Consider the following 24,033-nt stretch of genomic DNA (forward strand, 5'->3'; position numbering starts at 1 on the left):
GGATGCCGATGGCCTCGACGAACGACTCGGCGGCCTTGGAGAGCGTGCGACCGGCCTTCTTCATCGGGTCCTCCCGGGGTGCTGCTGGGGTGCTGGGGGCTTCTCCACCGTGGCAGACGGCGGAGCGTGCCGGACGGCGGGGGTGTGCTCCGCACGGGTGACGAAACGGACGGACGTCCTCCCGTTCCGGAGACGATTCCACCCGCCCGGAGCACCCGCTCCCGGCGTGTCGCCCGCCTGCGTGCGCGGACGGAGCAGCGCGCCCCGCGGTCCGGAGCCTCACTCCTCCATGCGGAGGGACCTGCCCGTGCTCACCGCGCGTGATCGCCGGCGGGGCGGGATGCTGCTCGGACGGGTCTCGTCCCGGAGGGGGAACACCGATGTCACCGGACGTCATGCTGTGGGTCGTCGTCGCCGTCGTGGTGCTGGTCGTGCTGGGTCTGGCCCTCGTGGTCGGGTCCCGGGTGCGCGGCCGCCGGCGGACCGCCGCCCTGCGCCGGCACTTCGGGCGGGAGTACGACCACGTCGTCGAGCAGTCCGGCGGGAAGGACCGCGGCGAGACCGAGCTGCGCCGTCGGCTGAGCCGGCGCCGGGAGCTGGACGTGCGCGACCTCGACGCGGACGAGCGCGAGCGGTTCGCCGGGGACTTCGCCGGGGCGCAGAACGCCTTCGTCCGCACCCCGCGGGCCGGGCTGCGCGACACCGACCTGCTGCTGCAGCAGGTGATGCGCACCCGCGGCTACCCGGTCGAGCACTTCTCCGAGCGCGAGGAGATGATCTCGGTCGACCACCCCGACCTGGTCGGGCACTACCGCGCGGCGCACGCCGTGGCCGTCGCCGAGGACGACGCCGACACCGAGTCGCTGCGGAAGGCGATGCTGGACCACGGCTACCTGTTCGACGAGCTGATCGGCGCCGGGCACCCGGAGAGCACGCAGCGGACACTGCCGGCGTCGTGAGCGGGACGGCCGAGCTGCCGGGCGCGGCCGGGCCGGAGCGCACCGACGAGATCCCGGCCGGCCTGCCGGGCGCGGGTGACGTGGTGGGCGGCCGCTACGAGCTGCGCCACGTGCTCGGCCGGGGCGGGATGTCGACGGTGCACCTGGCCCACGACCGGGAGCTGGACCGCCCGGTCGCGGTGAAGCTGCTGGTGCGCGCGGGCGACCCGGGCGACGTCGCCCGGCTGCGCGACGAGGCCCGCGCCGCCGCCGCGATCGACCACCCCGGCGTCGTCACCGTGCACGACACCGGCACGACCGGGCACACGGCCTGGGTCGTCATGTCCTACGTCGAGGGCGAGACCCTCGCCCGGCGCATCGGGCGGACCGGCCCGCTGGAGCCGCAGGAGGTGACCCGGATCGGGGCGGCCGTGGCCGAGGCGCTCGCCGCCGCGCACCGGGCCGGGGTGGTGCACCGCGACGTCACCCCCGGCAACATCATCCTGCGCCCGGACGGGAGCGTCGTCGTGACCGACTTCGGCATCGCGCGCCTCGGCGACGGCGCCGGGCGCACCCGGACCGGGCACGTGATCGGCACCCCGCTCTACCTGGCCCCCGAGCAGGGCCGCGGCGCCGCGCACCTCGACGGCCGGGCGGACCTGTACGCGCTGGCCTGCTGCCTGTTCACCGCGCTCACCGGGCGGCCGCCGTTCACCGACGCCGACCCGCTCGCGGTGGTCGTGGCGCACCTGCGGGAGACGCCGCCGCGGCCCTCGTCGCTGCGCCCGGACGTCCCACCCGCGCTGGAGGAGGTGCTCCTGCAGACCCTGGCCAAGGACCCGGACCGGCGCCCGCGCGACGCCGCGGCACTCGCCGCCCGGCTGCGCGCGGTGCACGGCGACCCGGCTCCCCCGCCGGTCGGCACCCGGGAGCTGCCCGCCGGTGACGGCACCGCCACGGCGGCACCGGCCGCACCCGGGGACGAGGCGGGGACGCACGCGCTGGACAGCACGCTGGCCGAGGTCGAGAACGACGACGGTGCCGCCGCCGACCGCCGTCGCGGGGCCGGTGCGCTGCTGCTGGTGCTGGCCGCGCTGCTGCTGCTCGGCGCGGTCGCGGCCCTCCTGCTGTTCTGAGCCGGGCTCAGGACGGGGCCGGGGTGCGGCGCAGGACCAGCGCGAGCGCCAGTGCCCCGAGCAGCAGCGCGCTGACGTAGCCGGTGACCCCGGCCCAGCCCGCGTGGTCGTAGGCGATCCCGCCCACGGCGCCGCCGATGCTGGACCCGGCGTAGTAGCCGACCAGGTAGAGCGACGACGCCTGGGCCGGCACCGCGCCGGGCAGCATCGCCGAGCGCCGCCCCACCCAGGAGCTGGCGACCGAGTGGGCGCCGAAGAAGCCGACGGTCACCAGCAGCAGCCCGGCCAGGGTGGTGGGGAGCAGGTCGGGCAGGGTCACCCAGATCCCGCCGAGTGCGACCAGCGTCGCCACCCACAGCACCGGGCGGCGCCCGAACCGGTCCCCCAGCCTGCCCGCGCCGGTGGAGGCCCAGCTGCCGGCGAGGTAGCCGAGGAACACCAGTCCGACCAGGGTGCCGGGCACGGAGAACGGCGGGGCCAGCAGCCGGAACCCGAGGTAGTTGTAGACGGTCACGAACGCGCCCATCAGCAGGAACGCCATCCCGAACAGGCAGAGCAGGCCCGGGTCGGTGAGGTGGCGGCGCAGCGGTCCGCCGAGGTCGCGCAGCCGGGTGCGGGCCGGGGCGGGCGCCGTGGCGGGCGGCAGGAGCAACCGGAACGCGACGGTCGCGAGCACCGAGACCGCGCCGACGGCGGCGAGCCCGGCCCGCCGGCCGCCGAGCTCGGCGACCCAGGACGCGACGAGCCGCCCGGACAGCCCGCCGAGGGTGTTGCCGGCGATGAGCAGCCCGACCGCGCCGCCGAGGTGCCGCGGCGCGACCTCGTGGGTGAGGTGGGCCATCGACAGGGCGGGCAGCGCCGCGAGGGCCACGCCCTGCAGCCCGCGGACGACGACGAGCGTCTCGAAGGTGGGCGCCAGCGGGGCGAGCAGCGCGAGCACCGCCGAGGCCGCGAGCGCCCAGGTCATGACCCGCGCGCGGCCCCGGGACTCGGTGAGCGCGGCCAGCGGCAGTACGGCGAGGGCGAGGGTGCCGGTCGTCGCCGACAGCACCAGGCCGGCCGTGGACGAGGACACCCCGAACTCCGCCGAGAGCGTCGGCAGCAGTCCCTGCACGCTGTAGACCAGCACGAACGTCGCCAGACCCGAGAGCCACAGGGCGATGCCGAGCCGCCGGTAGCCGGGGGTGCCGCGCTCGTGGGGCGGGGCGGGCCGGGTGGCGGTCGGAGCCGGGGGACGCTCGGTCGTTGTCATCGCACACGACCGTAGGTGCCGGTCTCGCATGCGTCCAATGCATGCTTCGCCGATCTACCATACGTTGATGCATGAGTCGTTGGCGCCGGCGCTGCACCGCTTCGTCGCGGTCGCGCGCGACGGTCACCTCACCCGCGCCGCGGAGCGGATCGGGGTCCCGCAGCCCACGCTGTCGCGGGCGATCGCCCGGCTGGAGGACGAGCTGGGCGTCGCGCTGTTCCGGCGGGCCGGGCGCGGGTTGGCGCTGACCGCGGCCGGACGGACGCTGCTGCCACGGGCCGAGGCCGCGCTGGCCGAGCTCGGTGCGGGCGTCGCCGAGCTGGCGGGCGACGCCGACCCGGTCACCGGCCGGGTCGCGCTCGGCTTCCTCGCGACGTTGGGCACCACCGCGGTGCCGGGCATCCTGCGGGAGTTCCGGGAGCACCACCCGCGGGTGCGGATCGAGCTGGTGCAGGTGCCGCACGCGGCACTGCTGGAACGGGTCCGCGACGGCCGGGTCGACCTGGCCCTCACCTCCCCCATGCCCGACGAGCCGGGTCTGGTCGCGACCCCGCTGGCCGAGGAGGAGCTGCGCCTCGCGGTGCCGTCCGGGCACCGGCTGGCGGGCGCGGGAACCGCGGACCTCGCCGAGGTCGCCGACGACCCGTTCCTGCTGTTCGCCCGCGGCTACGGGCTGCAGGGGGTGGTGGGGTCGTGGTGCGCGCAGGCCGGGTTCCGCCCGCGCCGGGCGTTCGAGGGCGGGGAGACGGCGACGCTGCGCGGCCTGGTCGGGGCCGGGCTGGGTGTCGCGCTGCTCCCGGCCGGGCCGGACGTTCCGGGGGTGGTGCAGGTGCCGGTGCGCAGCCCGCACACCGTGCGGACGCTGGGGATGGTCCACGCGGCCGACCCGCGGCCGACGGCGCCGGTGCGGGACCTGCGGGCGTTCGTCGTCGCGCACGGGCCGCGGTGGCTGGCCGACCGCGGGTGAGCCGGGGTCTGCGGCGCGGCGGCCGGGGCACGCTCGGCCGCCGGTCCTCCGGCCCGCGGGTTACGGTCGGCCCCATGACTGCGCGGACTGCGGCACCGGTCGACGACGAGGGCCGCGAGGTCCCGGTCCCGGGCACCGTGCGGCGGGTCGTGTCGATCGTGCCGTCGCTGACCGAGGCGCTGGAGGCGACCGCGCCCGGCATCGTGGTCGGCGCGACGGACTGGTGCACCCACCCCGGCGACCTCGGCGCGGAACGGGTCCGGGGCACGAAGAACCCCGACGTCGAGCGGATCGTCGCGCTGGCACCGGACCTGGTCGTCGCCAACCAGGAGGAGAACCGGCCGCCCGACCTCGACGCGCTGCGCGCCGCGGGCCTGCCGGTGTACGTGACCGACATCCGCGACGTCGACGGCGGGCTCGCCTCGCTGGGCCGGATGCTCGCCGCGTGCGGGCTGGACGAGCCGGACTGGCTGCGCGAGGCCCGTGCGCTGTGGGCCGCGGTCGAGCCCGCCCGCGACCGTCGCCGGGCCGTGGTCCCGATCTGGCGCAGGCCCTGGATGGCCGTCGGCTCGGACACCTTCACCAGCGCCGTGCTGGACCGGCTCGGCGTGGTCAACGTCCTGGACGGCTCCCCGGAGCGCTACCCCCGCTTCGACCCCGCCGACCTGCCCGACCACGACCTCGTCGTGCTGCCCGACGAGCCGTACCGGTTCACCGCCGAGGACGGCCCGGAGGCGTTCGACGCGCCGTCGGTGCTGGTCAGCGGGCGGCTGCTGACCTGGTACGGCCCGAGCCTGCTGGCGGCGGCGCGGGAGCTGCCCGGGGCGCTGGCGGACGCGCGTCGTCCGGCCCGCTGACCTTCCCCGGCGTCGGTACGGTCGGGCGCATGGCGCCCGTCGACGAGGACCTGATCACCACGCTCATCGTCCGGCTCGACCTGGAGCGGAAGGTCCGGCTCCTGACCGGGGCCGACTTCTGGTCCACCCCGGCCGAGCCGTCGGTCGGGCTGCGCCGGATGGTGCTGTCCGACGGCCCGTCGGGAGTCCGCGGGGAGAGCTTCGACGAGCGGACCCCGTCGCTGTCGCTGCCGTCGTCGACGGCGCTGGGCGCGACCTGGGACCCGGCCGCGGCCCGCCGCTACGGCTCGGCCCTGGGCGCGGAGGCCCGCCGCCGGGGCGCCGACGTCGTCCTCGGCCCGACGATCAACCTGCACCGCAGCCCGTTCGGCGGCCGGCACTTCGAGTCGCTGTCGGAGGACCCGCTGCTGACCGGCGAGCTCGCCGCGGCCTACGTGGCGGGGCTGCAGTCCCGCGGCGTCGCCGCGACCCCGAAGCACTACGTCGCCAACGACGCCGAGACCGAGCGCTTCACCGTCGACAACCGGGTCGACGAGCGCACCCTGCACGAGCTGTACCTCGCGGCGTTCGAGCCGGTCGTCACGCGGGCCGGGGCCTGGGCGCTCATGTCCGCCTACAACGCCGTCAACGGGCCGACCATGAGCGAGAACCCGCTGCTCGCCGAGCCGCTGACCGGCGAGTGGGGCTTCGACGGGCTGGTCGTGTCCGACTGGGGCGCGGTCCGGACCACCGAGGCCTCGGCGAACGCCGAGCAGCACCTGGTCATGCCCGGCCCGGTGGGCGCCTGGGGCGGGCGGCTCGTCGCCGCCGTCCGCGACGGCCGGGTCGCCGAGGCCACGGTGGACGACAAGGTGCGGCGGCTGCTGCGCCTGGCCGCCCGGGTCGGCGCGCTGGACGGCGTGGGCGCCCCGCCCGTCGCCGCCCCGGCGGCCGAGGACGGGCCCACCGTCGCCCGGGAGCTCGCCGCCGCGGGCAGCGTCCTGGTCCGCAACACAGGTGAGCTGCCGTGGGACGCCGCCACCCTCGGCACGGTCGCGGTGCTCGGCCACAACGCGGAGCTCGCCCGCACCCAGGGCGGTGGCAGCGCCACCGTGCGGCCGGCCGCCGTCGTCTCCCCGCTGGAGGGGCTGCGTGCCGTGCTCGGCGGGGACCGCGTCCGGTACCGGCTGGGCGCGCAGGTCGCCGAGGGTGTCCAGCCGTTCGACCCCGGCCGCATCACCAACCCGGTCACCGGCGGCCCCGGGCTGCGCGCGGTGTTCCGCGACGCCGACGGCGCCGAGCTGCGCGCCGAGGACCGCCTCGGCGCCTCGCTGATCTGGATGGGTTCCGAGATCCCCGAGGGCGCCGACCACGTCGAGATCTCCCTGCGCTGGGACGCCCCGGCCGGGGAGCACCGGATCGGCGCGGCCGCCGTCGGGCACCTGACGCTCGACGCGGGCGGCACCACCGTGCTCGACACCGAGGGCGTCCTGACCGGCGACGAGGGGCCCGGCGCGGCGATCTTCGAGGCACCGTCGGTGACCGCCGGGGTCACCACCGACGGGCCGGTCGACCTGGTGCTGCGGTTCCGCCCGTCCGGGCAGGAGGCCGGGATGGCGCTGGTCGCCGTCACCGTCGGGACCGAGACCGCGGTCGCCGACCCGGACGCCGAGATCACCGCCGCGGCCGCGCTGGCCGGGGAGTCCGACGTCGCCGTCGTCGTGGTGGGCACGAACGACCGGATCGAGAGCGAGGGCTTCGACCGGTCCACCCTGGCGCTGCCCGGGCACCAGGACGCGCTGGTGCGGGCGGTCGCCGCGGCGAACCCGCGCACGGTGGTCGTCGTGAACTCCGGCTCGCCGGTGCTGCTGCCCTGGCGCGACGAGGTCGCCGCGGTCCTGCTCGGCTGGTTCGGCGGGGAGCGGTTCGGCGAGGCCGTCGCCGACGTGCTGCTGGGCGCCGCGGAGCCGGGCGGGCGGCTGCCCACCACCTGGCCGGCGACGGGCGAGGAGCGCTCGGTGCTCTCCGGCGTCCCGGCCGACGGGGTCCTGCGCTACGACGAGGGCGTCCACGTCGGGCACCGCAACTGGCTGCGCCACGGCGAGACGCCGGCGTACCCGTTCGGCCACGGCCTCGGGTACACGACGTGGACCCTCGACGACGCGACGACCGGCCCGTGGTCGCCGGACGGCGTCGAGGTCACCGTGACCCTGACCAACACCGGCACCCGGACCGGGCGCCAGGTCGTGCAGGCCTACCTCTCGCGACGTGGGAGCGACGTCGAGCGCCCGGCCCGGTGGCTGGCCGGGTGGGCCGTCGTCGACGCCGCCCCCGGTACGACGACGGTCACCGTCCCGGTGTCCCGGCGCGCGTTCCGGCACCGGGCCGGGGCCACCTGGGCCACCGAGCCCGGCACCTGGACCCTGCACCTGGGGTTCTCGGTCACCGACACCCCGCTGCAGGCCGACGTCGAGGTCGCCGCGCAGGGGTGAGGCGTCCGGTCAGGCGTGCGCGGCGCGCACCAGGTCCGAGCACTTCTCCCCGATCATCATCGTGGTGATGTTCGGGTTGATCGCCGGCAGGAACGGCATCGCCGACGCGTCGGCGACCCGCAGGCCGCGCACCCCGCGGACCCGCAGCTGCGGGTCCAGGACGGCGCCCGGGTCGTCGTCGGTGCCCATCCGCGCCGTGCACGCCGGGTGGTAGACGGTGTTGTGGGTCTTGCCGACGTAGTCGGCGAGCTCGTCGTCGGTGACGGCGTCCGGGCCCGGCGCCAGCTCGGCGGCGATCCACTCCTTCAGCTCCGGCTGCTCGGCGATGCGGCGGGCGAGCCGGATGCCCGCGGTCATCACCCGCATGTCGTGGCCCTCGGGGTCGGTGAAGTAGCGCGGGTCGACCCGGGCCCGGTCCCGGAAGTCGCGGGTGCGCAGCCGCACGGTCCCCCGGGACCGGCCACGGGTGACGTTCGGGGTGAGGCAGAACCCGTTGTCGGTGGTCGGGTAGCCCCAGCGCAGCGTGTTCATGTCGAACGGCACCGAGCCGTAGTGCATCATCAGGTCCGGCCGGTCCAGGGCGGGGTCGGTGCGGTGGAACAGCCCGATCTCCCACCACTGGGTCGACTCGGTGACCATCGGCTTCGCGGCGTCCCAGAAGACCAGGCCCTCGACGTGGTCGTCGAGGTTCGAGCCGACGCCGGGCAGGTCCGAGCGGACCTCGATGCCGAACTCGCGCAGGTGCTCCCCCGGGCCGATGCCCGAGAGCATCAGCAGCTTCGGGGTGTCGATCGCCCCCGCGGAGAGGATCACCTCGCGTCCGGCGTGCGCGGTCTCGCGGCCCGGGCCGATCCCCCGCTGGTACTCGACGCCGGTGGCGCGGGTGCCGTCGAACAACACCTGCGAGGCCCAGCAGTCGGTGCGCACCTCCAGGTTCGGGCGCGAGCCCAGGATCGGGTGCAGGTAGGACACCGACGCCGAGGCCCGGGTGCCGTCGGGGAAGGAGTTGATCTGGAAGTACCCGGCGCCGTCGGTGACGGTGCGGCCCTCGTTGAACCGCACCGTCGGCATGCCGACCTGTGCGGCGGCGGCCAGCACGGCGTCGCCGCAGGGGTCCTTCGCGGGGATCTGCATGAGGTGGACCGGGCCGGAGCGGCCGTGGCCGTCCCAGTCGCCGTCGTTGGTCTCCAGGCGCCGGATCAGCGGCCAGCACTCGTCGGCGGACCATCCGGTCAGGCCGGACGCGGCCCACTCGTCGAGGTCCTCCCGCGGGGTCCAGAAGGCGATGCAGGAGTTGTGCGAGCCGCAGCCGCCGAGCACCTTCGCCCGGGCGTGGCGCATGTGGGAGTTGCCGCGCTCCTGCGGCTCGACCGGGTAGTCCCAGTCGTAGCCGGAGTCGAGCAGCGCCATCCAGTCGGTGAGCCGCAGGATGTTCGGGTCGCCGACGTCGGAGGGGCCGGCCTCCAGCAGCAGCACCCGCGCCGACGGGTCCTCCGAGAGCCGCGCGGCGAGCGCGCAGCCCGCCGAGCCGCCCCCCACCACGATGTAGTCGAACCGGTCGGTCACGCCGTCTCCCCCATGCCCTGCTCGATCTCCTTCGCCCGGTGCTCGGGCAGGCAGCCCAGCCCGTGCCGGCCGCGCAGCCGGAACCACGCCAGCCCGGCCAGCGCCACGACCCCGATGAACAGGAACGCGACGAACCGCAGCCACCCGGCGCCGTAGACCTCCTCGCGCGGCCAGGCCAGGTTGATCGCCATCGCCGCGCCCCACAGCACCGCCAGCACGTTCACCGGCAGGCCGAGGCGCCCCAGCGAGAAGTACCCCTTCTGGCCCTCGTCCGGCCACTGCCCGCGCAGCCGCCGCACCAGCATCGGCACCGTGACCAGCAGGTACGCGATGTAGATCATGATGATCGCGACGCTGGTGACCGCGGTGAAGACCTCGGGCACGCCGACGTTCGCGACCAGGATCAGGATCGCGACCACCCCGACGACGATCGCCGGCACCACCGGCGTCTTGTGCTTCGGATCGATCCGCGCCAGCACCGAGCCGGCGGGCAGTGCGTTGTCGCGGGCCATCGCGAACATCAGCCGGATCGCCGCGGTGTGCACCGCGAGCAGGCAGACGATCACCGCGATGCTGATCGTGATCAGGAAGACCCGGCCGATCGTGCCGCCGGCGACCTCCAGCAGCACGAGCTGCCCGCCGCCGTCCTTGCTGCCCAGGCGCGGGTCGGCCAGGTCCGGTGCGGCCAGGATGATGCCGAGCAGGATCAGCCCGCCGAGCACGAACGACGCGACGACCGCGCGCAGGATCGCCGCCGGGGCGGTGCGCCGCGGGTCGACCGTCTCCTCGCCGAGCGAGCTGGCGGTGTCGAAGCCGTACATCACGTAGGCCGAGGCGAGCGCCGCGACGAGGAACGTGCCGAAGTACCCGCCGCCGCCCGCCGCCGGGGCCGGGGTCTCGAACAGCACCGAGACCGGGTTGCGGATGCTCAGCAGCAGCGCCACGACGATGACGACGGCGGCGATCAGCTCGATGAACACCCCGGTCGAGTTGATCCGCGCCATCAGCTTCACCCCGACCGCGTTGATCACCGTGGTGAGCACGATGAGGATCGCGCCGAGCAGCACGCCGTTGACCGCGGCGTCGCCCGCGTCGGAGGCGTCGCCGACGAGCTGGAAGCCCGACCAGATCTGCGGGAACGTCAGCTGCGCGGCCAGCGCGACCGCCGACAGCGACACCACCGAGGCGGTGAACATCATCCAGCCGGCCAGCCAGGACACGGTCGGCCCGGCCAGCTGCTTGGACCAGTTGTAGACCGACCCGGCGACCGGGTAGCGCCCGGCCAGCTCGGCGAACGACAGCGCCACCATGAACTGGCCGGCGAACACCATCGGCCAGGACCACCAGTACGCCGCGCCGCCGGTGCCGAAGCCGAAGTAGAACAGCTGGAACGTGCCGGTCAGGATCGAGATGTAGCTGATCCCGGCCGCGAAGCTGGCGAACTTGCCGATGCTGCGGTCGAGGGTCTGGCTGTAGCCGAACTCGGCGAGCCCTCCCCCGTCGCCGTCGGCATCCGGGGAGCGGTCCCGCCGGGCCGGTCCGGGAACCGTCATCGTCGACCTCCTGTGCCGTTGCGTCGCGTCGTCATGGCGGCCTCAGCGGCCCGAGAACCACTCCTGCGGCACCGGGGCGGTGTTGGTCCAGACGTGCTTGATCTCCTGGTACTCCGCCAGCCCGGTCGGGCCCAGCTCGCGGCCGTTGCCGGACCGGCCCATGCCGCCCCACTCCGCGCCCGGGAAGTACGGGTGGAAGTCGTTGATCCAGACGGTGCCGTGGCGCAGCGCGGAGGCGACCCGGTGGGCGCGGCCCATGTCGGCGGTGAACACCGCTCCGGCCAGGCCGTAGGCGGTGTCGTTACCGAGCCGCACGGCCTCCTCCTCGGTGGTGAACCGCTCGACGGTCAGCAGCGGGCCGAAGGTCTCCTCGCGGATCAGCCGCGAGTCCGGGGCGAGGTCGGTGATGACCGTCGGCAGGTAGAAGTAGCCCTTCCCCAGCTCGGGGTCGTCCGGCCGGGCGCCGCCGCAGCGGATCGTGGCGCCCTCGGCGCGGGCGGCCGCGACGAAGTCCTCGATCGTGGCCAGGTGCGCGGCGGAGACCAGCGGCCCGACCTCGACGCCGTCGGTGAGGCCGTTGCCGAGCCGGATCAGCTGCGCGCGGCGCACCACCTCGTCGACGACGGCGTCGGCGACCGAGTCCTCGATGATCAGCCGGGCGCCCGCGGAGCAGACCTGCCCGGAGTGCAGGAACACCGCGAGCATCACGTAGTCGACGGCGAGCTCGAAGTCGGTGTCGGCGAAGACGATGTTCGGGTTCTTCCCGCCCAGCTCGACGGCGGTGCGCTTCACCGTCTCGGCCGAGGCGCGGATGATCTTCTGGCCGGTCGCCAGGCCGCCGGTGAAGCTGACCATGTCGACGTCCGCGTGCTCGGAGAGCGGGCCGCCGACCGACGGGCCGTCGCCGAGGACGATGTTGACCACCCCGGCCGGGATCCCGACCTCCTCGCACAGCTCGACGAGCGCGATCGAGGTGAGCGGGGTGACCTCGCTGGGCTTGACCACCATCGTGTTGCCGGCGGCGATCGCCGGGGCGACCTTCCAGGACAGCTGCAGCAGCGGGTAGTTCCACGGGGTGATCAGGGCGCAGACACCGACCGGCTCGTGCACGATCCGCGAGAGGACGGCCGGATTGCCGGTGTCGACGATCCGACCGGCGTCCTTGTCGGCGAGCCCGGCGTAGTAGCGGAAGACGGCGGTGACGTCGTCGACGTCCTGGCGGCCCTCCGCGATCGTCTTGCCGGTGTCGAGGGTCTCCAGGCGGGCGATCTTCTCCCGGTCGCGGACCAGCAGGTCGGCGATCCGCCCGAGCAGGGTGGCGCGCTCACCGGTCCTGGTCCGTCGCCACGGCCCGGCGTCGAAGGCCCGGCGGGCGGCGGCGACGGCACGGTCGACGTCGTCGGGCCCGGCCTGGTCGACCTCGGTGACCGTCGAGGCGTCGTAGGGGTTGACCACCGGGGCGGTCCCGGCGGACCCGGTGGTCCAGCTTCCGTCGATGTAGAGGCTCGGCACGGCGCGAGCTTTCACCGGGGGCGGGTCGGTGTGCAAACGCGGACCCGGCGTCCTTGCGTGGGGAGACGGTCACGCTTTCCGGTCGCCCCGCGTGGCGACGTGCCGAATGCCGGGATAGGGTTGCGCGATGAGCAACACGGTGCGCGGACGGGAGCCCGGGGTGCAGTCGGTCGACCGGGCCATCACCCTGCTGACGTTGCTGGCCGACCGGAGCGAGGCGGGGGTCAGCGAACTCGCGGCCTCGCTCGAGGTCCACAAGTCGACCGCCTTCCGGCTGCTCGGCGCGCTGGAGGAGCGCGGGCTCGTCGAGCAGATCGCCGACCGCGGCAAGTACCGCCTCGGGTTCGGGCTGATCCCGCTCGCCGGCCGGGTCGCCGAGCGCCTGGAGGTCACCACCCAGGGCCACCCGGTCTGCGAGGCGCTCGCGGAGCGGCTCGGCGAGACCGTCAACATCGCCATCCCCGACCGCGGGTGGGCGGTGAACGTCGACCAGGCGCGTGGCCCGTCGATGGTCACCACGTTCAACTGGCTCGGCCGGATCACCCCGATGCACAACACCTCCAGCGGCAAGGTGCTGCTCGCCTCGGTCGTCCTCGACGATCCGGGGACGATGCCGGACACGGTGCCGGAGCAGGGCCGCGAGACGCTCGTCGCGGAGCTGCGCCGGGTCCGCCGGCACGGGTACGCGTGGTCGATCGAGGAGCTGGAGACCGGCCTCAACGCCGTCGCCGCACCGGTGCTGGACCACGGCGGCGCGGTGGTGGCCGCCCTGTCCGTGTCCGGGCCCGCCTACCGGCTCCCGGCCGACCGGATCGAGCGGATCACCCCGGAGGTCGTCGCCGCGGGGCGGGAGATCAGCCGTCGCATGGGGTTCTGGCGCGACCGCTGAGCCGCGGGCCTACGGCGGCGGGGCCGGCGCGGGCCCCTGCAGGCGTTCCAGCACCGGCGGGAGGGTGCGCTCCAGCTCGTCGCCGTGCCGCTCGAACTCGCGCCGCAGGAACGGCGCCGCCAGCTTCAGCAGCCCCTTGAGCCGCACCCGGGCGTGGAAGCTCACGACGCTCCCCCCACCCTCGGCGGGCTCGACGACGATCTCCTCGGTCGCGGTGACGGTCGGGTTCTCCCCGACGAACACGACCCGGCAGGCCGTGAGTTCCTGCAGCGTGTGGTCGAGCTCGCTCTCCCGCCCGCCCCACACCGACACCGTGTGCCAGGCGGCGCCGACCGCGACCGGGCCGCCCCCGTCGGAGCGGGTGCTGGAGCGCACGGTCGGGTCCCAGATCTCGCTGTGCCCGTGGTCGGCCAGGTAGCCGAGCACCGTCTCGGCAGGGGTGGACACCGTCATCACCCGCTGGACGCCGACCACGACGCTCCTCTCCCCGGCCGGGCGCCGCGCGGGCCCCGGCCCGCTGCTCCCGACCGGCGCAGATGGTCTCACGACGACCGGTCAAGATCGAGAGCACCCGCGCCGGATTCCCCGGAACGCCCGTGCCGGGACCGCGCGGCACGCACACTCCTCCCGACGCGGGCGGGCCGGGCGGGCCCGCCACCGACGACGGAGGTGCCGCGGTGCACGACCGAGACCGACCGGGGACGCCGTGGACGAGCGGTCGGCCACGTCCCGGACCGCACCCGTCGCCGGGCGGGGTGGCGCGCTCCGACCCGGACGGGCTGGCGGCCGCCGCCGCGGCGCTCGACCGCGTCGCCGAGGGCCTGACCGGCGACGCGGTGCTCGTCGGCCCCGCCGTGCCGGTGCCGGGCTTCGCCGCCGGGACGGCCGCAGCGGTCTGGGAGGAGGGGATGGTGCGGGCCGTCCGGGAGCACGCGGGGCACACCGCGTCGACGGCGTCGGCCCTGCGCGCGGCCGCCGCGGCCTGGCGCGCCGCCGACGACGACGCCGCGGTCGCGTTCGCCGGGCGCGCCTCGTGAGCGCCGGGCCCGCGCTGGGCGACCTCGTGGCCGCCGATCCCGGCGCGTGGCTGCGCCGCGCCGGCACCTGGGACGGGCTGTCCCGGGCCCTGTCCGACCACGCGGCCGAGCTGGAACGCTCCGCACCGGGGTCGTGGACCGGGGCCGACGCCGACGCGGCCGCGCTCGCCCGCGCCGAGCGGGTGCGCGGGCTGCGTGCCGACGCGGGCACCGCGTCCCGGGCCGCGCAGGTCCTGGGCACCCACGCCGGTGAGGTGCTCGACGCCCAGCGCCGGCTCGTCGTCGCCGCGCTGGCGGTGCACCCGCAGTTCGTCGTCGACCTCGAGCGCGGCACGCTGTCCGCCGGCGTCGGCGCGCACCCGCTCGGCGTGTGGCGGCTGCCCGCGATGGTCGCGCGCTTCGGCGCGGACCTGGTCCGCCTGACCACCGCGGTGGCCGACGCCGTCGGTGCCGCCGCCCGGTCCGACCGGGCCACGGCCGCCGCGCTCGACGCGCTCCACCCCGCCCCCGCGGCGGTGTCCCGCCCGGTCGCGCCCGCCGCGGCGCCGCCCGTCGGTGCGGGCGCCGGCGCCGTGCGGTCCTGGTGGACCGGGCTGTCCGGGGCCGACCGGGAGCAGCTGCTGCACACCCGCCCCGGGCTGGTCGGCGGGCTGGACGGCGTGCCGGTCACCGACCGGGACCGGGCGAACCGGGTCCTGCTCGACGCCGAGCTGTCCCGGCTGCGGGCCCGGGCGGCGCTGCTGGACCGGGCCGGGGACACCGCGGGCGCGGACCGCGCCCGGCGGGCCTCGGCCGGGCTGGAGACCACCCGTCGACGCCTGGACGGCGGCGACGCGTACCTGCTCCGCCTGGAGCGCGGGGACACCGGCGGGCGGCTCGTGCTCGCCGTCGGCGACCCGGAACGCGCCGCGCACGTGCTCACCCACGTCCCTGGGACGACCGCGGGCTGGGGCACGGTGCCCGGCGACCTGGCCCGGGTCGAGGCGACCCGCGCGGCCGCCCGGGCGGCCGCGCCGGACGGTGCCGTCGCCGCGGTCCTGTGGACCGGCTACGACGCTCCCCCGGACCTGCTCGCGGCGGCGGACCCCGCTGCCGCCCGCGCCGCCGCCGGGGACCTGCGGTCCTTCCAGGACGGCCTGCGGGCCGGGCACGCCGGACCGGTCCACCTGACCGTCGTCGGGCACTCCTACGGCTCGACGGTGCTCGGGAACGCCGCCCGGGGCGGCGGCCTCGCCGCCGACGACGTCGTGTTCGTCGGCAGCCCCGGGACCGGCGCGGGGCACGCCTCCGAGCTCGGCACCGCACCCGGGCACGTCTGGGCGACGACCGCGCGGCACGACCCGATCGGCCGGGTGCCCGGGGTCGAGGTCTTCGCGACCTCGCGCGGTCTCGCCCCGACCGGGCTCCTGCACGGCCCGGACCCGGCGGCACCGGCGTTCGGGGCACGGGTGTTCGGCTCGGCCCCCGGGTCGGCGCTCCCGCGCCCGGACGACCCGGCCACCCCGAACGACGAGTCCGCGTTCGCCGCCGCGCACGGCGGCTACTGGGACCCCGGCTCGCCGAGCCTGAGCACCCTGGGCCGGATCGTCGCCGGAGCGCCCGTTCCGTCGTGACACTCCGTCATGGGCGATCCGCTTTGCGAGACCACCGCACGTCCGTCCGGCCGAACGAACGACCGCTCAACGAACCAGGGATGGGGCAGGTCACACGTAGTCGTCAGACGAACCGCGACTAGCCTGTCCCGGACGTGGGCACGGGCAGTAGCATGCGGGCGTGACCGAGACCGAGAGCAGACCGGCACGGCGCACCGGCCGCCCGCCCCTGACCGACCGCGCGACACTGCTGGCCGCTGCGCGCGAGCTCGGCTTCTCCGACCTTACGGTCGGCGCGGTGACCGCCCGCGTCGGGGTGAAGTACTCCACGTTCTACCGCCACTTCCCCAGCCTGGAGGCGCTCGTCGCCGCGCTGGTCGACGACGTGGTGACCGACGACGTGTTCCCCGCGACCGACGAGGGCCGGTGGCAGGAGCAGATGCTGGCGTTCGCGGCGGCGACGTTCGACGTGATGGCCGAGCACCCGGGCCTCGCCCCCGCGATGGTGCGGCTGCCTGAGTCCCCCGAGGCGGTGCTGTCGGCGTTCCGGCGGCTGACCGACCGGCTGCTGGAGGCGGGCTTCACCGCCGAGGACGCGGTGCTGGGCGCCTCGACCGCCATCCACATGGGAATGCAGCCGTGGCTGACGGCCAACTCCCTCGGGATCGGGGACGCGCGCCGGCGCGACCAGGTGCTGGAGTCGGCCGAGCCGTTCGACGCCCAGGTCCGCGCGGTCTTCCGCGACCGGATCGACGACCCGCCGCGCAGCTGGACCCTGAGCCGCGTCGAGCTGGTCGTCGCCGGGCTGGAGACCCGCCTGGCGTCCTGACCCCCGACACGACGACGCCCGGGGTGCCTCGCGTGGGCACCCCGGGCATCGGCGTCGGATCAGGCGGTCAGGTGGGAACGACCTGGTCCGCCTGCGGACCCTTCTGACCCTGGGTGACCTCGAAGGTCACGGTCTGCCCCTCGTCGAGGCTGCGGTATCCGGAGGACTGGATCGCGCTGAAGTGGACGAACAGGTCCTGCCCGCCTCCGTCCGGCGTGATGAACCCGTACCCCTTCTCCGCGTTGAACCACTTGACGGTTCCCTGTGGCATCCGGATGTCTCCTCGCGTCTTGCCGGTTCCTACGGGGTGGACATTAGCCGTACCGGACCCCGCCGTGCTACAGGCGACGTGCGATCGGGTACCGGCGCGTCGCGTCGGGCGTCCCGTTCGCCCGCTTTTCCGGAGTCCCCCGGGCGCTCAGCCGGGGATCGCGGTGAAGAACGCCGCGGCCGGGCCGCCGACCCGGCGTCACCCTTCGGCGGGCCGGCCGGTGCGGTGCCGTGCGCGATCTCGGCGGCCCCGGAGAGCAGTACGACGTCGTCGGTGTCCGTCGGGACCCACGGCGGGACCTGGCCGGGCGCGCCGGACCGCACCGCCGGGTGCGCTGTCAGGGACGCCCGCGCAGCTCGATCCCGGCCGGGGTGGTGGCCCCCGCCAGCCCGCAGACCAGGTCGAGCTCGGCGACGACGTTCTGCAGCACCTGCGCGACGCCGCGGGCCCCGTCCAGGGCGAGCCCGTGCACGAACGGGCGTCCCAGCAGCACGGCGCGGGCGCCGAGCCGGACGGCGGTCGCGACGTCCGCCCCGGTGCGCACCCCGGAGTCGAGCAGCACCGGCAGCGCGTCGCCGACGGCGTCGACGACACCGGGCAGCGCGTCCAGCGAGGCGACCGCGTGGTCGATCTGGCGGCCGCCGTGGTTGGACACGACGACACCGTCGACACCGGCATCGGCGGCGCGGCGGGCGTCGTCGGGGTGCAGGACCCCCTTGAGCAGGATCGGCAGCCGGGTCCGCGAGCGCAGGGTCGCCAGGTCCTCCCAGGACAGCCGCGGTCGCGAGTAGACCCGCAGGAAGGTCTCCGCCGCCGCCCGCGGGACGGGCGAGAGCAGGTTGTCCCGGAACCGTCCGGGTGCGTTGCGGGTGATCTCGATCAGGGTGCGCACGGCCTGCGGGGTGACCGTCGGCGGCGCCCCGGCCGACGGCGCGGCGAGGGTCTGTTCCACCAGGCCGCGGAACACCGGGTCGGAGGTGTACTGGGCGATCCCGATGCCGCGGGCGAAGGGCAGGTGACCCAGGTCGAGGTCGCGGGGGCGCCAGCCGAGCATCGTCGTGTCGAGGGTGACGACGACGGCGTCGCAGCCGGCGGCCTCGGCGCGGCGCAGGAAGCTGTCGACGAGCTCGTCGGAGGTCGACCAGTACAGCTGGAACCAGGTGGGGCCGCCGACCGCGGCGATGTCCTCCATCGGCGTCCCGGCCTGGTTGGAGATCACCATCGGGACCCCGGCGGCCGCGGCTCCGCGGGCGACGGCGAGGTCGGCGCCGCGCCGGACCAGGTCCAGCGCGCCGACGGGGGCGAGCAGCAGCGGGGCGGGCAGCGTGCGGCCGAACAGCTCGACGGTCAGGTCGCGCTCGCCGACGTCGCGCAGCACCCGCGGCACGATCTCCCGGCGGGCGAACGCCGCCCGGTTGGCGCGCATCGTGGTCTCGGCGCCCGCGCCGCCGGTGACGTAGGCGTCGGCGCGCCGGCTCATGGCCCGCCGCGCGCGGCGCTCCAGCTCGTCGGGACCGGTCGGGACGCGGGGACGGGCGCCGGAGACGCCCTCGCGGTAGATCCGTTCCTGCCGAGCCCGGCCCGGTGCCGTCATGGCGCCCTCCCCCGTCGTCGCGCGGTCAGCCTACGGACCGCGTCGCCGGACCCCGGGCCGGTGCGGTGCCGGGTCGGTACGGGTCGGCCGCGTCCAGCCGGGCGACGACGTCGGTGTACTCGCCGCGGGCCTCCACGTGGCGCAGCCCTCGGCCGAGCAGGTCGCCACCACCGACCTGCTCGTCGAGCAGCTCGCGCGGGTACTCGGCGGACTGGACCGTGCAGCACGGGGCGGGCGGTGGGCGTGACCGGGCGATCCCCGGGTAGCCGCGGCGGATGACCTCCCACCCCGGCCGTGCCCGCACCCTGCTCACCGGCGCCGCCGCCGGGGCGCTCGCCGCCACCGGCGTCCGGCTCGTGCGCCGGGCGGTGACCGTCGTGCGGACCGGCGCCGGGCACCCGCTCTCGCACCGGGTGCTCGACGCCGCGTCCGCGCTGCTGCAGCCGAAGTACCCGCCGGCGGCGATGAGCACCTACCTCAACGGCTTCCACTGCTACGCCGACGACCGCGGCCGCCAGGTGGAGGCCTCGCACTTCTGTGTGCACCTGCGCCACGACCTGCACCAGTGCGTGATCTTCGACCGCAACGCCGCGGACGCCCGGCTGATCGGGATCGAGTACATCGTGAGCGCGGAGCGGTTCGCGGCGCTGCCGGCGGAGGAGAAGCCGCTGTGGCACAGCCACCACCACGAGGTGCGCTCGGGCGTGCTCGTCGCCCCGGGGGTGCCCGACCTCGCGGAGAAGGCGTACTTCCGCGACCTGGTCACCACCTACGGCAAGACGTTCCACACCTGGCAGTACGACCGCGACGACTTCCCCTACGGCGTCCCGGCGCTGATGATGGCGATGACCGGCGACGGCCAGCTCGACGAGGACCTGCTGGCCGCCCGGGACCGGCGGTTGGGGGTGTCGACCGCGCACAAGCGGGCCGGGCGGGCCGACATCCCCGAGCCGCACGTCTCCCCGGAGGCCGACGGCGGACCGGTCAGGGGTGCAGGCGCACCGGGAGTGCGGTGAGCGCGTGGATGAGCGTGCTCTCCCGGTGCTGCCCGGGGGCGCCGGCGAGCGCCATGTCCGGGAACCGGGTGAGCAGCGTCCGGAACGCGACGTCGGCCTCCAGACGGGCCAGCGGCGCGCCGAGGCAGTGGTGGATGCCGTAGCCGAACGCGAGGTGTCCGGAGGTGTCGCGGTCGGGGTCGAACCGCTGCGGGTCCGGGTAGCGCCCGGGGTCGCGGTTGGCCCCGATCAGCGAGACGAGCACGACCTCGCCGGCCGGGATCGTCACGCCGGAGTACTCGACGGGCTCGTCGGTGAAGCGGATCGTGGCGAGGTTGACCGGTCCGTCGTAGCGCAGGAACTCCTCGACCGCCTGTGGCACCCGGTCGGTGTCGGCCCGCAGCCGGGCGTGCTGGCCGGGGTCGCGCAGCAGCGCCAGCATGCCGTTGCCGATGAGGTTGACCGTGGTCTCGTGCCCGGCGACCAGCAGCAGGAACGCCATCGCCGTGACCTCGGTGGGGCTGAGCGAGTCGCCGTCCTCCGAGGCGCGGACGATCTCGGACAGCATGTCGTCGCCGGGGTGGGCGGACTTGTCGGCGACGAGCTCGGACAGGAACTGCGCCATCGACGCGGCCGCCGCGGCGCGCTCGTCGTCGGGTCCGCTGGAGAGCAGCAGGTTCGACCAGTGCCGGAAGTCCTCGCGCCGCTCCCCCGGGACGCCGAGGATCTCGGAGATGACCGTCATCGGCAGCGGGAACGCGAAGTGGTCCAGCAGGTCCAGCTCGGGGCCCGCCTGCGCGGCGGCGTCGGCGAGCTCGCCGGCGATCTGCTCGATCCGCGGCCGCAGCCGGGCGATCGCGCGGACGGTGAACGCCCGTCCGACCAGCTTGCGCAGCCGGGTGTGGTCCGGCGGGTCGGCATTGAGCATGTGCCCGACGAGCGAGTCGGCGAACTGGCGGATCGAGGTCGCGCCGTGCCGCTGCAGCACCTCGGGCAGCCGCCGGGAGTCCTTCTGCAGCCGCGGGTCGTTGAGCGCGGCGCGGGCGTCGGCGTAGCGGGTGATCATCCAGAACGTCAGCCCGTTCGGGCCGGTCGCGCGGGTGACCGGACGCGCCTCGCGCAGCTCGCGGTAGAGCGCGTCGGGGTCGTCGAAGAAGTCCTGGTCCAGCCGTACCGGCCGGGTGTCGTGGTCGATCGTCATCGTCCGCTCCTCGTCCTGGGTGACCTCGGCTCTCGCCAGGATTGCACTCCTCGTGCAAAAATGCACTCGTGAGGAAAGGGACGGAGCGGCGGCCGTCGGCCAGGGAGCGGAACCGGCGGTCCATCCTGGACGCCGCGCAGGCCGTGCTGCGGGAGGACCCGGACGCCTCGCTCGACGAGGTCGCGGCCCGCGCCGGCGTCGTGCGGCGCACCGTCTACGGCCACTTCACCAGCCGTCACGACCTGGTGGTCGCGCTCGTCCGGGCGGCGTCGGCGGACTTCGTCGAACAGGTCGGCGAGGTCGACCCCGACGCACCCGACCCGGCCGGCGAGCTCGCGGCCACCCTCCTGCGCACCTGGAGCACGTCGCGGCGCTACGGCCCGGTCATCGCGCTGGCCCGCCGGACCGCCGACGACGAGATCCGCGCCGCGATGGCGCCGTTCCACACGATCATGATCCGGCTGCTGGAGAACGGGCAGCGGGCCGGTGTGTTCTCCCGGCACGTCGCGGCCCCGGTGCTGGCCGAGGTGCTGCATGCCGGGTCGATGGCCTACCAGCACGCCGCGCAGGACGGGCGGTGGGACGGCGACGAGGCCGACGTCGCCCTCGGACACCTGCTGACCCTCGGGGTGCCGGAGACCGAGGCGCGGGCCGCGGTCGCGCGGGCCACTACTTGACCTGAAGTTTCGTTCAGGTCCTAGGTTCAGCGGCATGTTCACCGACGAGGAGATCGCCTACCTGCGCAGCCGCCGGATCGGGCGGCTGGCCACCGCCCGGCCGGACGGGACGCTGCAGGCCAGCCCGGTGGGCTTCGGCGTCAACACGAGGCTGGGGACCATCGACATCGGCGGCTTCCGCATGGACCGCAGCCGCAAGTTCCGCAACGTCGCCGCGAACGGGCAGGTCGCCTTCGTCGTCGACGACGTGCTGTCGACCGACCCGTGGCGGGTGCGGTTCGTCGAGATCCGGGGACGGGGCGAGGCGCTGACCGAGCCGACGGACTCCGCGGGGCGGTCGGCGGGGTCGGGCCCGATCATCCGGATCCACCCGACGCGGATCCTCACCCTCGCGCTGTCACCCGAGGATCAGCAGGTGGATCCGCACGAGGCAGGGATCCGGGCGCGCGACGTGGGGTGAGACCGCTACAGCAGCGCGTCGATCTCGCCGCGGTGGAACGCGAGCGGCGTGGTGGGGAACCCGTACCGGTCCTGGTGCCGCGTCCCCGAGCCGCACCACCCGCAGCGGCCCACCGCGTCGTAGACCGCCCGACCCTCCAGCTCGGCCCGGCGGGCCGTCACCGCACGGTCGGCGCGGGTGGGCCGCGGGGCCGACCGTCGCGCGGGACTCGCCGTCGAGCGGCCGGACAGGCGCGAGTACAGCCAGATGCCCGCCACCGGCAGCGCGACCAGACCGGCGACGACGACGACCCACTGCAGGATGCCGATCACCGTGCCGACGACGAGGACGGCGAGCACGACGATCCCGATCGCCTGGGCGAGCTTGAGCACGAGGTTCGACATCGCGGTTTCTCCACGTCCGGTGTGGGTGGTTGCGGTCCCGATGTCGGATCGCCGCGGTGTCGCGTTACACCGCGGAGGCGGGCTCGTGCACCGTCGCGCGCGGCGCGGTCAGCCCTCCGCGTCGCGGACGTCGACCCCCCGCTCGGCGAACGCCGCGAAGTCCCGCATGTGCAGCCGTGACTGCTTCTGGAAGGCGCCGCGCACGAGGGGCGCCGCGAGCCGCATCGGCAGGCTGCTGAACCGGTACTCGTTCTCGCTCGTCCAGAGCGTCGTCCCCGGACCGGCCTCGGTGAACCGCTCGCGGGCCGCGCTCCACATGCCCTCGGCGACGATCTCACGGTCGAAGTGGACGACGGTGGCACCCGGGATCCCGTGCAGGTCCACCGGTTCCCGGCGCGTGATCGTCTCGATGGCCTCCATCTCCTGACCGCCCGTCCGCAGCACGACGCGCGACTCGGTCCCGACCTGTCCGTGCTCTCCGTTCAGCGGCTCGTGGTGGACCAGACCCCGCAGCCAGCGCGGCAGGTGCACGGGGTCGGCGAGCAGCCGGACCACCTCCTCCCGCGGGAGGTCGATCTCGATCGAGACGGTGTACCTCATGACCGTGCCACCGCCTCGAGCCAGCTGCTCCAGGTGGCGACGAGGTCCTGCCGGTCCACGGACCCGACCTCGTGGTGTCCGACCGCGAGGCCCATCCCGATCAGGGATCGCTCGTGGAAGCGCACCAACGCGGAGTCGGTACGCACCCCGAGGTGGGTACCGGTCCTGATGTCGACGACGCCGCGCCCCACGGGGGTGGCGACCAGGTCGCCTTCGCGCGGATCGTCCAGTGCTGCCAGCACGTTCGGCCAGACGCTCCGGCCGGGCGGGGCGTCGATCTCGGCGTACACCGCGGGACGCCCGGGGAAGTGGCGGAGGTACTCGGCCAGGGTGAACAGGTAGAGGTCCCAACCGAGGCCCGTCATGGTCTCCCACTCGTCGCCCCAGTCCTCCTCGCGAATGCCGCTGTGCACGAACCGCAGGACCGTGCTGCCACCGCTCGTCGCTTCCACGAGGTACTCGATGGCCTGGGTACCGAAGCGCTGCTCGAGGCGGCGCGGGGGGTCCTCCACGACGTCTCCCGGTGAGTCATCGGGAGCGTCCTCGAAGGTCATGAACCAGCCCGCCTGTCCCTCACGGGTGGCGATCGCCCGCCACACCTCGTCCGGGCCGGCGGGCAGGGCGATCTCGCGGCGGATCTCGAACGTCATGTCTCGTCCTCCGGTGGAAGGCTCGGGTGGAGTGCGACCACCAGGCGGTGGGGTCTGCCCTGGTCCGAGTGGTACTTCGCGGCGAGCGCGCGCACCGACTCGCCGAGCTCCCGAGCGAAAGCCGCGCGGTCCGCCGCGGTGGCGAAAGTGATCTCACCGTCGATCGCGAACGTCGCGACCCGTCGTCCCCGCGCCCCGGTGACGAGCCTGCCGACCTCGCGGAGCAGACGGGCGGCCAGGGCGAGGAGCCACTGGACCGACAGCATGTCCGGCGATCGATCCGGGTCCGGTGCGACGAGCGCCCACGCCCGGGGGGAGATGACGAACGCGTCCGCCGTTGCGCGCACGACACGCTCGGTCATGTTCCCCTTGCGGCGCTCCTCGACCATCTCGACCAGGCCGTGAGCCTCGAGCGCGCGGAGGTGGTAGTTCACCTTCTGCCTGCTCATCGCCATCGCCGAGGCCACCGATGAGGCAGAACCCGGCTCCCGGAGCAGCCCCAGCAGACGCGCACGCACGGGATCGAGGGCGATGGCCGCGGCGGCGGGATCCTCGATCACGGACGTTCTGTCGGTCACAGCGCGAGTGTTTCGCCGACAACAG

25 protein-coding genes are annotated in these 24,033 nt (G+C 75.1%); 12 read left to right on the forward strand and 13 right to left on the reverse strand.

Translation table 11 applies throughout. From position 1 onward, the window contains the following. Nucleotides 1-380 precede the first annotated feature (380 nt). Both WHI96_RS05735 and WHI96_RS05740 read left to right on the forward strand, forming a co-directional pair. Nucleotides 381-959: a hypothetical protein gene (locus WHI96_RS05735; RefSeq protein ID WP_345642111.1), complete on the forward strand. Its 579-nt coding sequence runs from the start codon at nucleotides 381-383 to the stop codon at nucleotides 957-959. Continuing rightward, the gene (locus WHI96_RS05740) at nucleotides 956-2,074 is read left to right on the forward strand and encodes a serine/threonine-protein kinase (RefSeq protein ID WP_345642114.1); all 1,119 of its coding nucleotides are present in this window, start codon (nucleotides 956-958) and stop codon (nucleotides 2,072-2,074) included. The genes WHI96_RS05735 and WHI96_RS05740 overlap by 4 nt, the downstream gene beginning before the upstream one ends. 7 nt (nucleotides 2,075-2,081) lie before the next feature. Here the strand turns inward: WHI96_RS05740 and WHI96_RS05745 are convergent, their stop codons facing one another. After that, on the reverse strand, nucleotides 2,082-3,326 hold the full coding sequence (locus tag WHI96_RS05745; protein WP_345642117.1) for an MFS transporter: 1,245 nt from the start codon (nucleotides 3,324-3,326) through the stop codon (nucleotides 2,082-2,084). A gap of 67 nt (nucleotides 3,327-3,393) precedes the next feature. Here WHI96_RS05745 and WHI96_RS05750 point away from each other — a divergent pair, with 67 nt between their 5' ends. The 3 genes from WHI96_RS05750 (at nucleotide 3,394) to WHI96_RS05760 (ending at nucleotide 7,621) form a co-directional block, all read left to right on the forward strand. After that, nucleotides 3,394-4,293: a LysR family transcriptional regulator gene (locus WHI96_RS05750; protein ID WP_345642119.1), complete on the forward strand. Its 900-nt coding sequence runs from the start codon at nucleotides 3,394-3,396 to the stop codon at nucleotides 4,291-4,293. Between the two features lie 74 nt (nucleotides 4,294-4,367). Next, nucleotides 4,368-5,150, forward strand: a complete 783-nt coding sequence (locus WHI96_RS05755) for a helical backbone metal receptor (RefSeq protein WP_345642122.1) — start codon at nucleotides 4,368-4,370, stop codon at nucleotides 5,148-5,150. A gap of 29 nt (nucleotides 5,151-5,179) precedes the next feature. Continuing rightward, nucleotides 5,180-7,621, forward strand: coding sequence for a glycoside hydrolase family 3 C-terminal domain-containing protein (locus WHI96_RS05760; RefSeq protein ID WP_345642124.1), 2,442 nt, complete (start codon nucleotides 5,180-5,182; stop codon nucleotides 7,619-7,621). Between the two features lie 9 nt (nucleotides 7,622-7,630). On the opposite strand, the gene WHI96_RS05765 is transcribed toward WHI96_RS05760, so the two are convergent. Genes WHI96_RS05765 through WHI96_RS05775 form a run of 3 tightly spaced genes read right to left on the reverse strand, consistent with a single transcriptional unit; the run spans nucleotide 7,631 to nucleotide 12,252 of the window. After that, complete coding sequence (locus tag WHI96_RS05765) at nucleotides 7,631-9,187, reverse strand: GMC family oxidoreductase (protein ID WP_345642127.1); 1,557 nt, start codon at nucleotides 9,185-9,187, stop codon at nucleotides 7,631-7,633. Beyond that, nucleotides 9,184-10,740 (reverse strand): APC family permease, encoded by a 1,557-nt coding sequence (locus WHI96_RS05770; protein WP_345642129.1) that lies wholly within the window; start codon nucleotides 10,738-10,740, stop codon nucleotides 9,184-9,186. The genes WHI96_RS05765 and WHI96_RS05770 overlap by 4 nt, the downstream gene beginning before the upstream one ends. Nucleotides 10,741-10,782: 42 nt before the next feature. Further along, on the reverse strand, nucleotides 10,783-12,252 hold the full coding sequence (locus WHI96_RS05775) for an aldehyde dehydrogenase family protein (protein WP_345642132.1): 1,470 nt from the start codon (nucleotides 12,250-12,252) through the stop codon (nucleotides 10,783-10,785). A gap of 127 nt (nucleotides 12,253-12,379) precedes the next feature. Here WHI96_RS05775 and WHI96_RS05780 point away from each other — a divergent pair, with 127 nt between their 5' ends. After that, on the forward strand, nucleotides 12,380-13,141 hold the full coding sequence (locus WHI96_RS05780; RefSeq protein WP_345642136.1) for an IclR family transcriptional regulator: 762 nt from the start codon (nucleotides 12,380-12,382) through the stop codon (nucleotides 13,139-13,141). A gap of 9 nt (nucleotides 13,142-13,150) precedes the next feature. Here WHI96_RS05780 and WHI96_RS05785 read toward each other — a convergent pair whose 3' ends face one another. Then, complete coding sequence (locus tag WHI96_RS05785) at nucleotides 13,151-13,615, reverse strand: SRPBCC family protein (protein WP_345642139.1); 465 nt, start codon at nucleotides 13,613-13,615, stop codon at nucleotides 13,151-13,153. A 281-nt stretch (nucleotides 13,616-13,896) separates the two neighbouring features. Between WHI96_RS05785 and WHI96_RS05790 the strand changes: the two genes are divergently transcribed. From WHI96_RS05790 to WHI96_RS05800, 3 genes are all read left to right on the forward strand, one after another. After that, nucleotides 13,897-14,178, forward strand: a complete 282-nt coding sequence (locus tag WHI96_RS05790; protein ID WP_345642142.1) for a hypothetical protein — start codon at nucleotides 13,897-13,899, stop codon at nucleotides 14,176-14,178. Next, entirely contained in the window at nucleotides 14,175-15,791 is a 1,617-nt protein-coding gene (locus tag WHI96_RS05795) for an alpha/beta hydrolase (protein ID WP_345642145.1), read from the forward strand. The genes WHI96_RS05790 and WHI96_RS05795 overlap by 4 nt, the downstream gene beginning before the upstream one ends. A 160-nt stretch (nucleotides 15,792-15,951) precedes the next feature. Then, nucleotides 15,952-16,599 (forward strand): TetR/AcrR family transcriptional regulator, encoded by a 648-nt coding sequence (locus WHI96_RS05800; protein ID WP_345642148.1) that lies wholly within the window; start codon nucleotides 15,952-15,954, stop codon nucleotides 16,597-16,599. A 67-nt stretch (nucleotides 16,600-16,666) separates the two neighbouring features. On the opposite strand, the gene WHI96_RS05805 is transcribed toward WHI96_RS05800, so the two are convergent. From WHI96_RS05805 to WHI96_RS05815, 3 genes are all read right to left on the reverse strand, one after another. Beyond that, on the reverse strand, nucleotides 16,667-16,870 hold the full coding sequence (locus WHI96_RS05805; RefSeq protein ID WP_020624259.1) for a cold-shock protein: 204 nt from the start codon (nucleotides 16,868-16,870) through the stop codon (nucleotides 16,667-16,669). Between the two features lie 337 nt (nucleotides 16,871-17,207). Further along, the gene (locus tag WHI96_RS05810) at nucleotides 17,208-18,464 is read right to left on the reverse strand and encodes an alpha-hydroxy-acid oxidizing protein (protein WP_345642151.1); all 1,257 of its coding nucleotides are present in this window, start codon (nucleotides 18,462-18,464) and stop codon (nucleotides 17,208-17,210) included. Between the two features lie 25 nt (nucleotides 18,465-18,489). Then, complete coding sequence (locus tag WHI96_RS05815) at nucleotides 18,490-18,768, reverse strand: hypothetical protein (protein ID WP_345642154.1); 279 nt, start codon at nucleotides 18,766-18,768, stop codon at nucleotides 18,490-18,492. On the opposite strand from WHI96_RS05815, the gene WHI96_RS05820 reads away from it, so the two are divergent. Continuing rightward, nucleotides 18,740-19,480: an OBAP family protein gene (locus WHI96_RS05820; RefSeq protein WP_345642157.1), complete on the forward strand. Its 741-nt coding sequence runs from the start codon at nucleotides 18,740-18,742 to the stop codon at nucleotides 19,478-19,480. The two genes, WHI96_RS05815 and WHI96_RS05820, sit on opposite strands and share 29 nt — an antisense overlap. Here WHI96_RS05820 and WHI96_RS05825 read toward each other — a convergent pair. Beyond that, complete coding sequence (locus tag WHI96_RS05825; RefSeq protein WP_345642160.1) at nucleotides 19,449-20,660, reverse strand: cytochrome P450 family protein; 1,212 nt, start codon at nucleotides 20,658-20,660, stop codon at nucleotides 19,449-19,451. The genes WHI96_RS05820 and WHI96_RS05825 overlap by 32 nt on opposite strands. A 68-nt stretch (nucleotides 20,661-20,728) precedes the next feature. Here WHI96_RS05825 and WHI96_RS05830 point away from each other — a divergent pair, with 68 nt between their 5' ends. Both WHI96_RS05830 and WHI96_RS05835 read left to right on the forward strand, forming a co-directional pair. Then, nucleotides 20,729-21,337 carry a TetR/AcrR family transcriptional regulator gene (locus tag WHI96_RS05830; protein ID WP_345642163.1) on the forward strand — a complete coding sequence of 203 codons (609 nt, stop codon included), beginning with the start codon at nucleotides 20,729-20,731 and terminating at the stop codon, nucleotides 21,335-21,337. Nucleotides 21,338-21,371: 34 nt separating this feature from the next. After that, nucleotides 21,372-21,797, forward strand: coding sequence for a PPOX class F420-dependent oxidoreductase (locus WHI96_RS05835; RefSeq protein ID WP_345642165.1), 426 nt, complete (start codon nucleotides 21,372-21,374; stop codon nucleotides 21,795-21,797). A gap of 5 nt (nucleotides 21,798-21,802) precedes the next feature. Here the strand turns inward: WHI96_RS05835 and WHI96_RS05840 are convergent, their stop codons facing one another. The 4 genes from WHI96_RS05840 to WHI96_RS05855 all read right to left on the reverse strand — a co-directional run bounded on the left by WHI96_RS05840 (nucleotide 21,803) and on the right by WHI96_RS05855 (nucleotide 24,008). Beyond that, nucleotides 21,803-22,180, reverse strand: coding sequence for a hypothetical protein (locus WHI96_RS05840; RefSeq protein WP_345642168.1), 378 nt, complete (start codon nucleotides 22,178-22,180; stop codon nucleotides 21,803-21,805). A 108-nt stretch (nucleotides 22,181-22,288) separates the two neighbouring features. Further along, a complete protein-coding gene (locus WHI96_RS05845) occupies nucleotides 22,289-22,780 on the reverse strand; it encodes an SRPBCC family protein (RefSeq protein WP_345642171.1) in 492 nt (163 codons plus the stop codon). Further along, nucleotides 22,777-23,430, reverse strand: a complete 654-nt coding sequence (locus tag WHI96_RS05850) for an SRPBCC family protein (protein ID WP_345642174.1) — start codon at nucleotides 23,428-23,430, stop codon at nucleotides 22,777-22,779. Before WHI96_RS05850 ends, WHI96_RS05845 begins: the two co-directional genes overlap by 4 nt. After that, nucleotides 23,427-24,008: a winged helix-turn-helix domain-containing protein gene (locus WHI96_RS05855; RefSeq protein WP_345642178.1), complete on the reverse strand. Its 582-nt coding sequence runs from the start codon at nucleotides 24,006-24,008 to the stop codon at nucleotides 23,427-23,429. The genes WHI96_RS05850 and WHI96_RS05855 overlap by 4 nt, the downstream gene beginning before the upstream one ends. Between the last annotated feature and the right edge of the window lie 25 nt (nucleotides 24,009-24,033).

The sequence above is a fragment of the Pseudonocardia tropica genome, assembly GCF_040105315.1.
Lineage (GTDB): Bacteria > Actinomycetota > Actinomycetes > Mycobacteriales > Pseudonocardiaceae > Pseudonocardia > Pseudonocardia alni.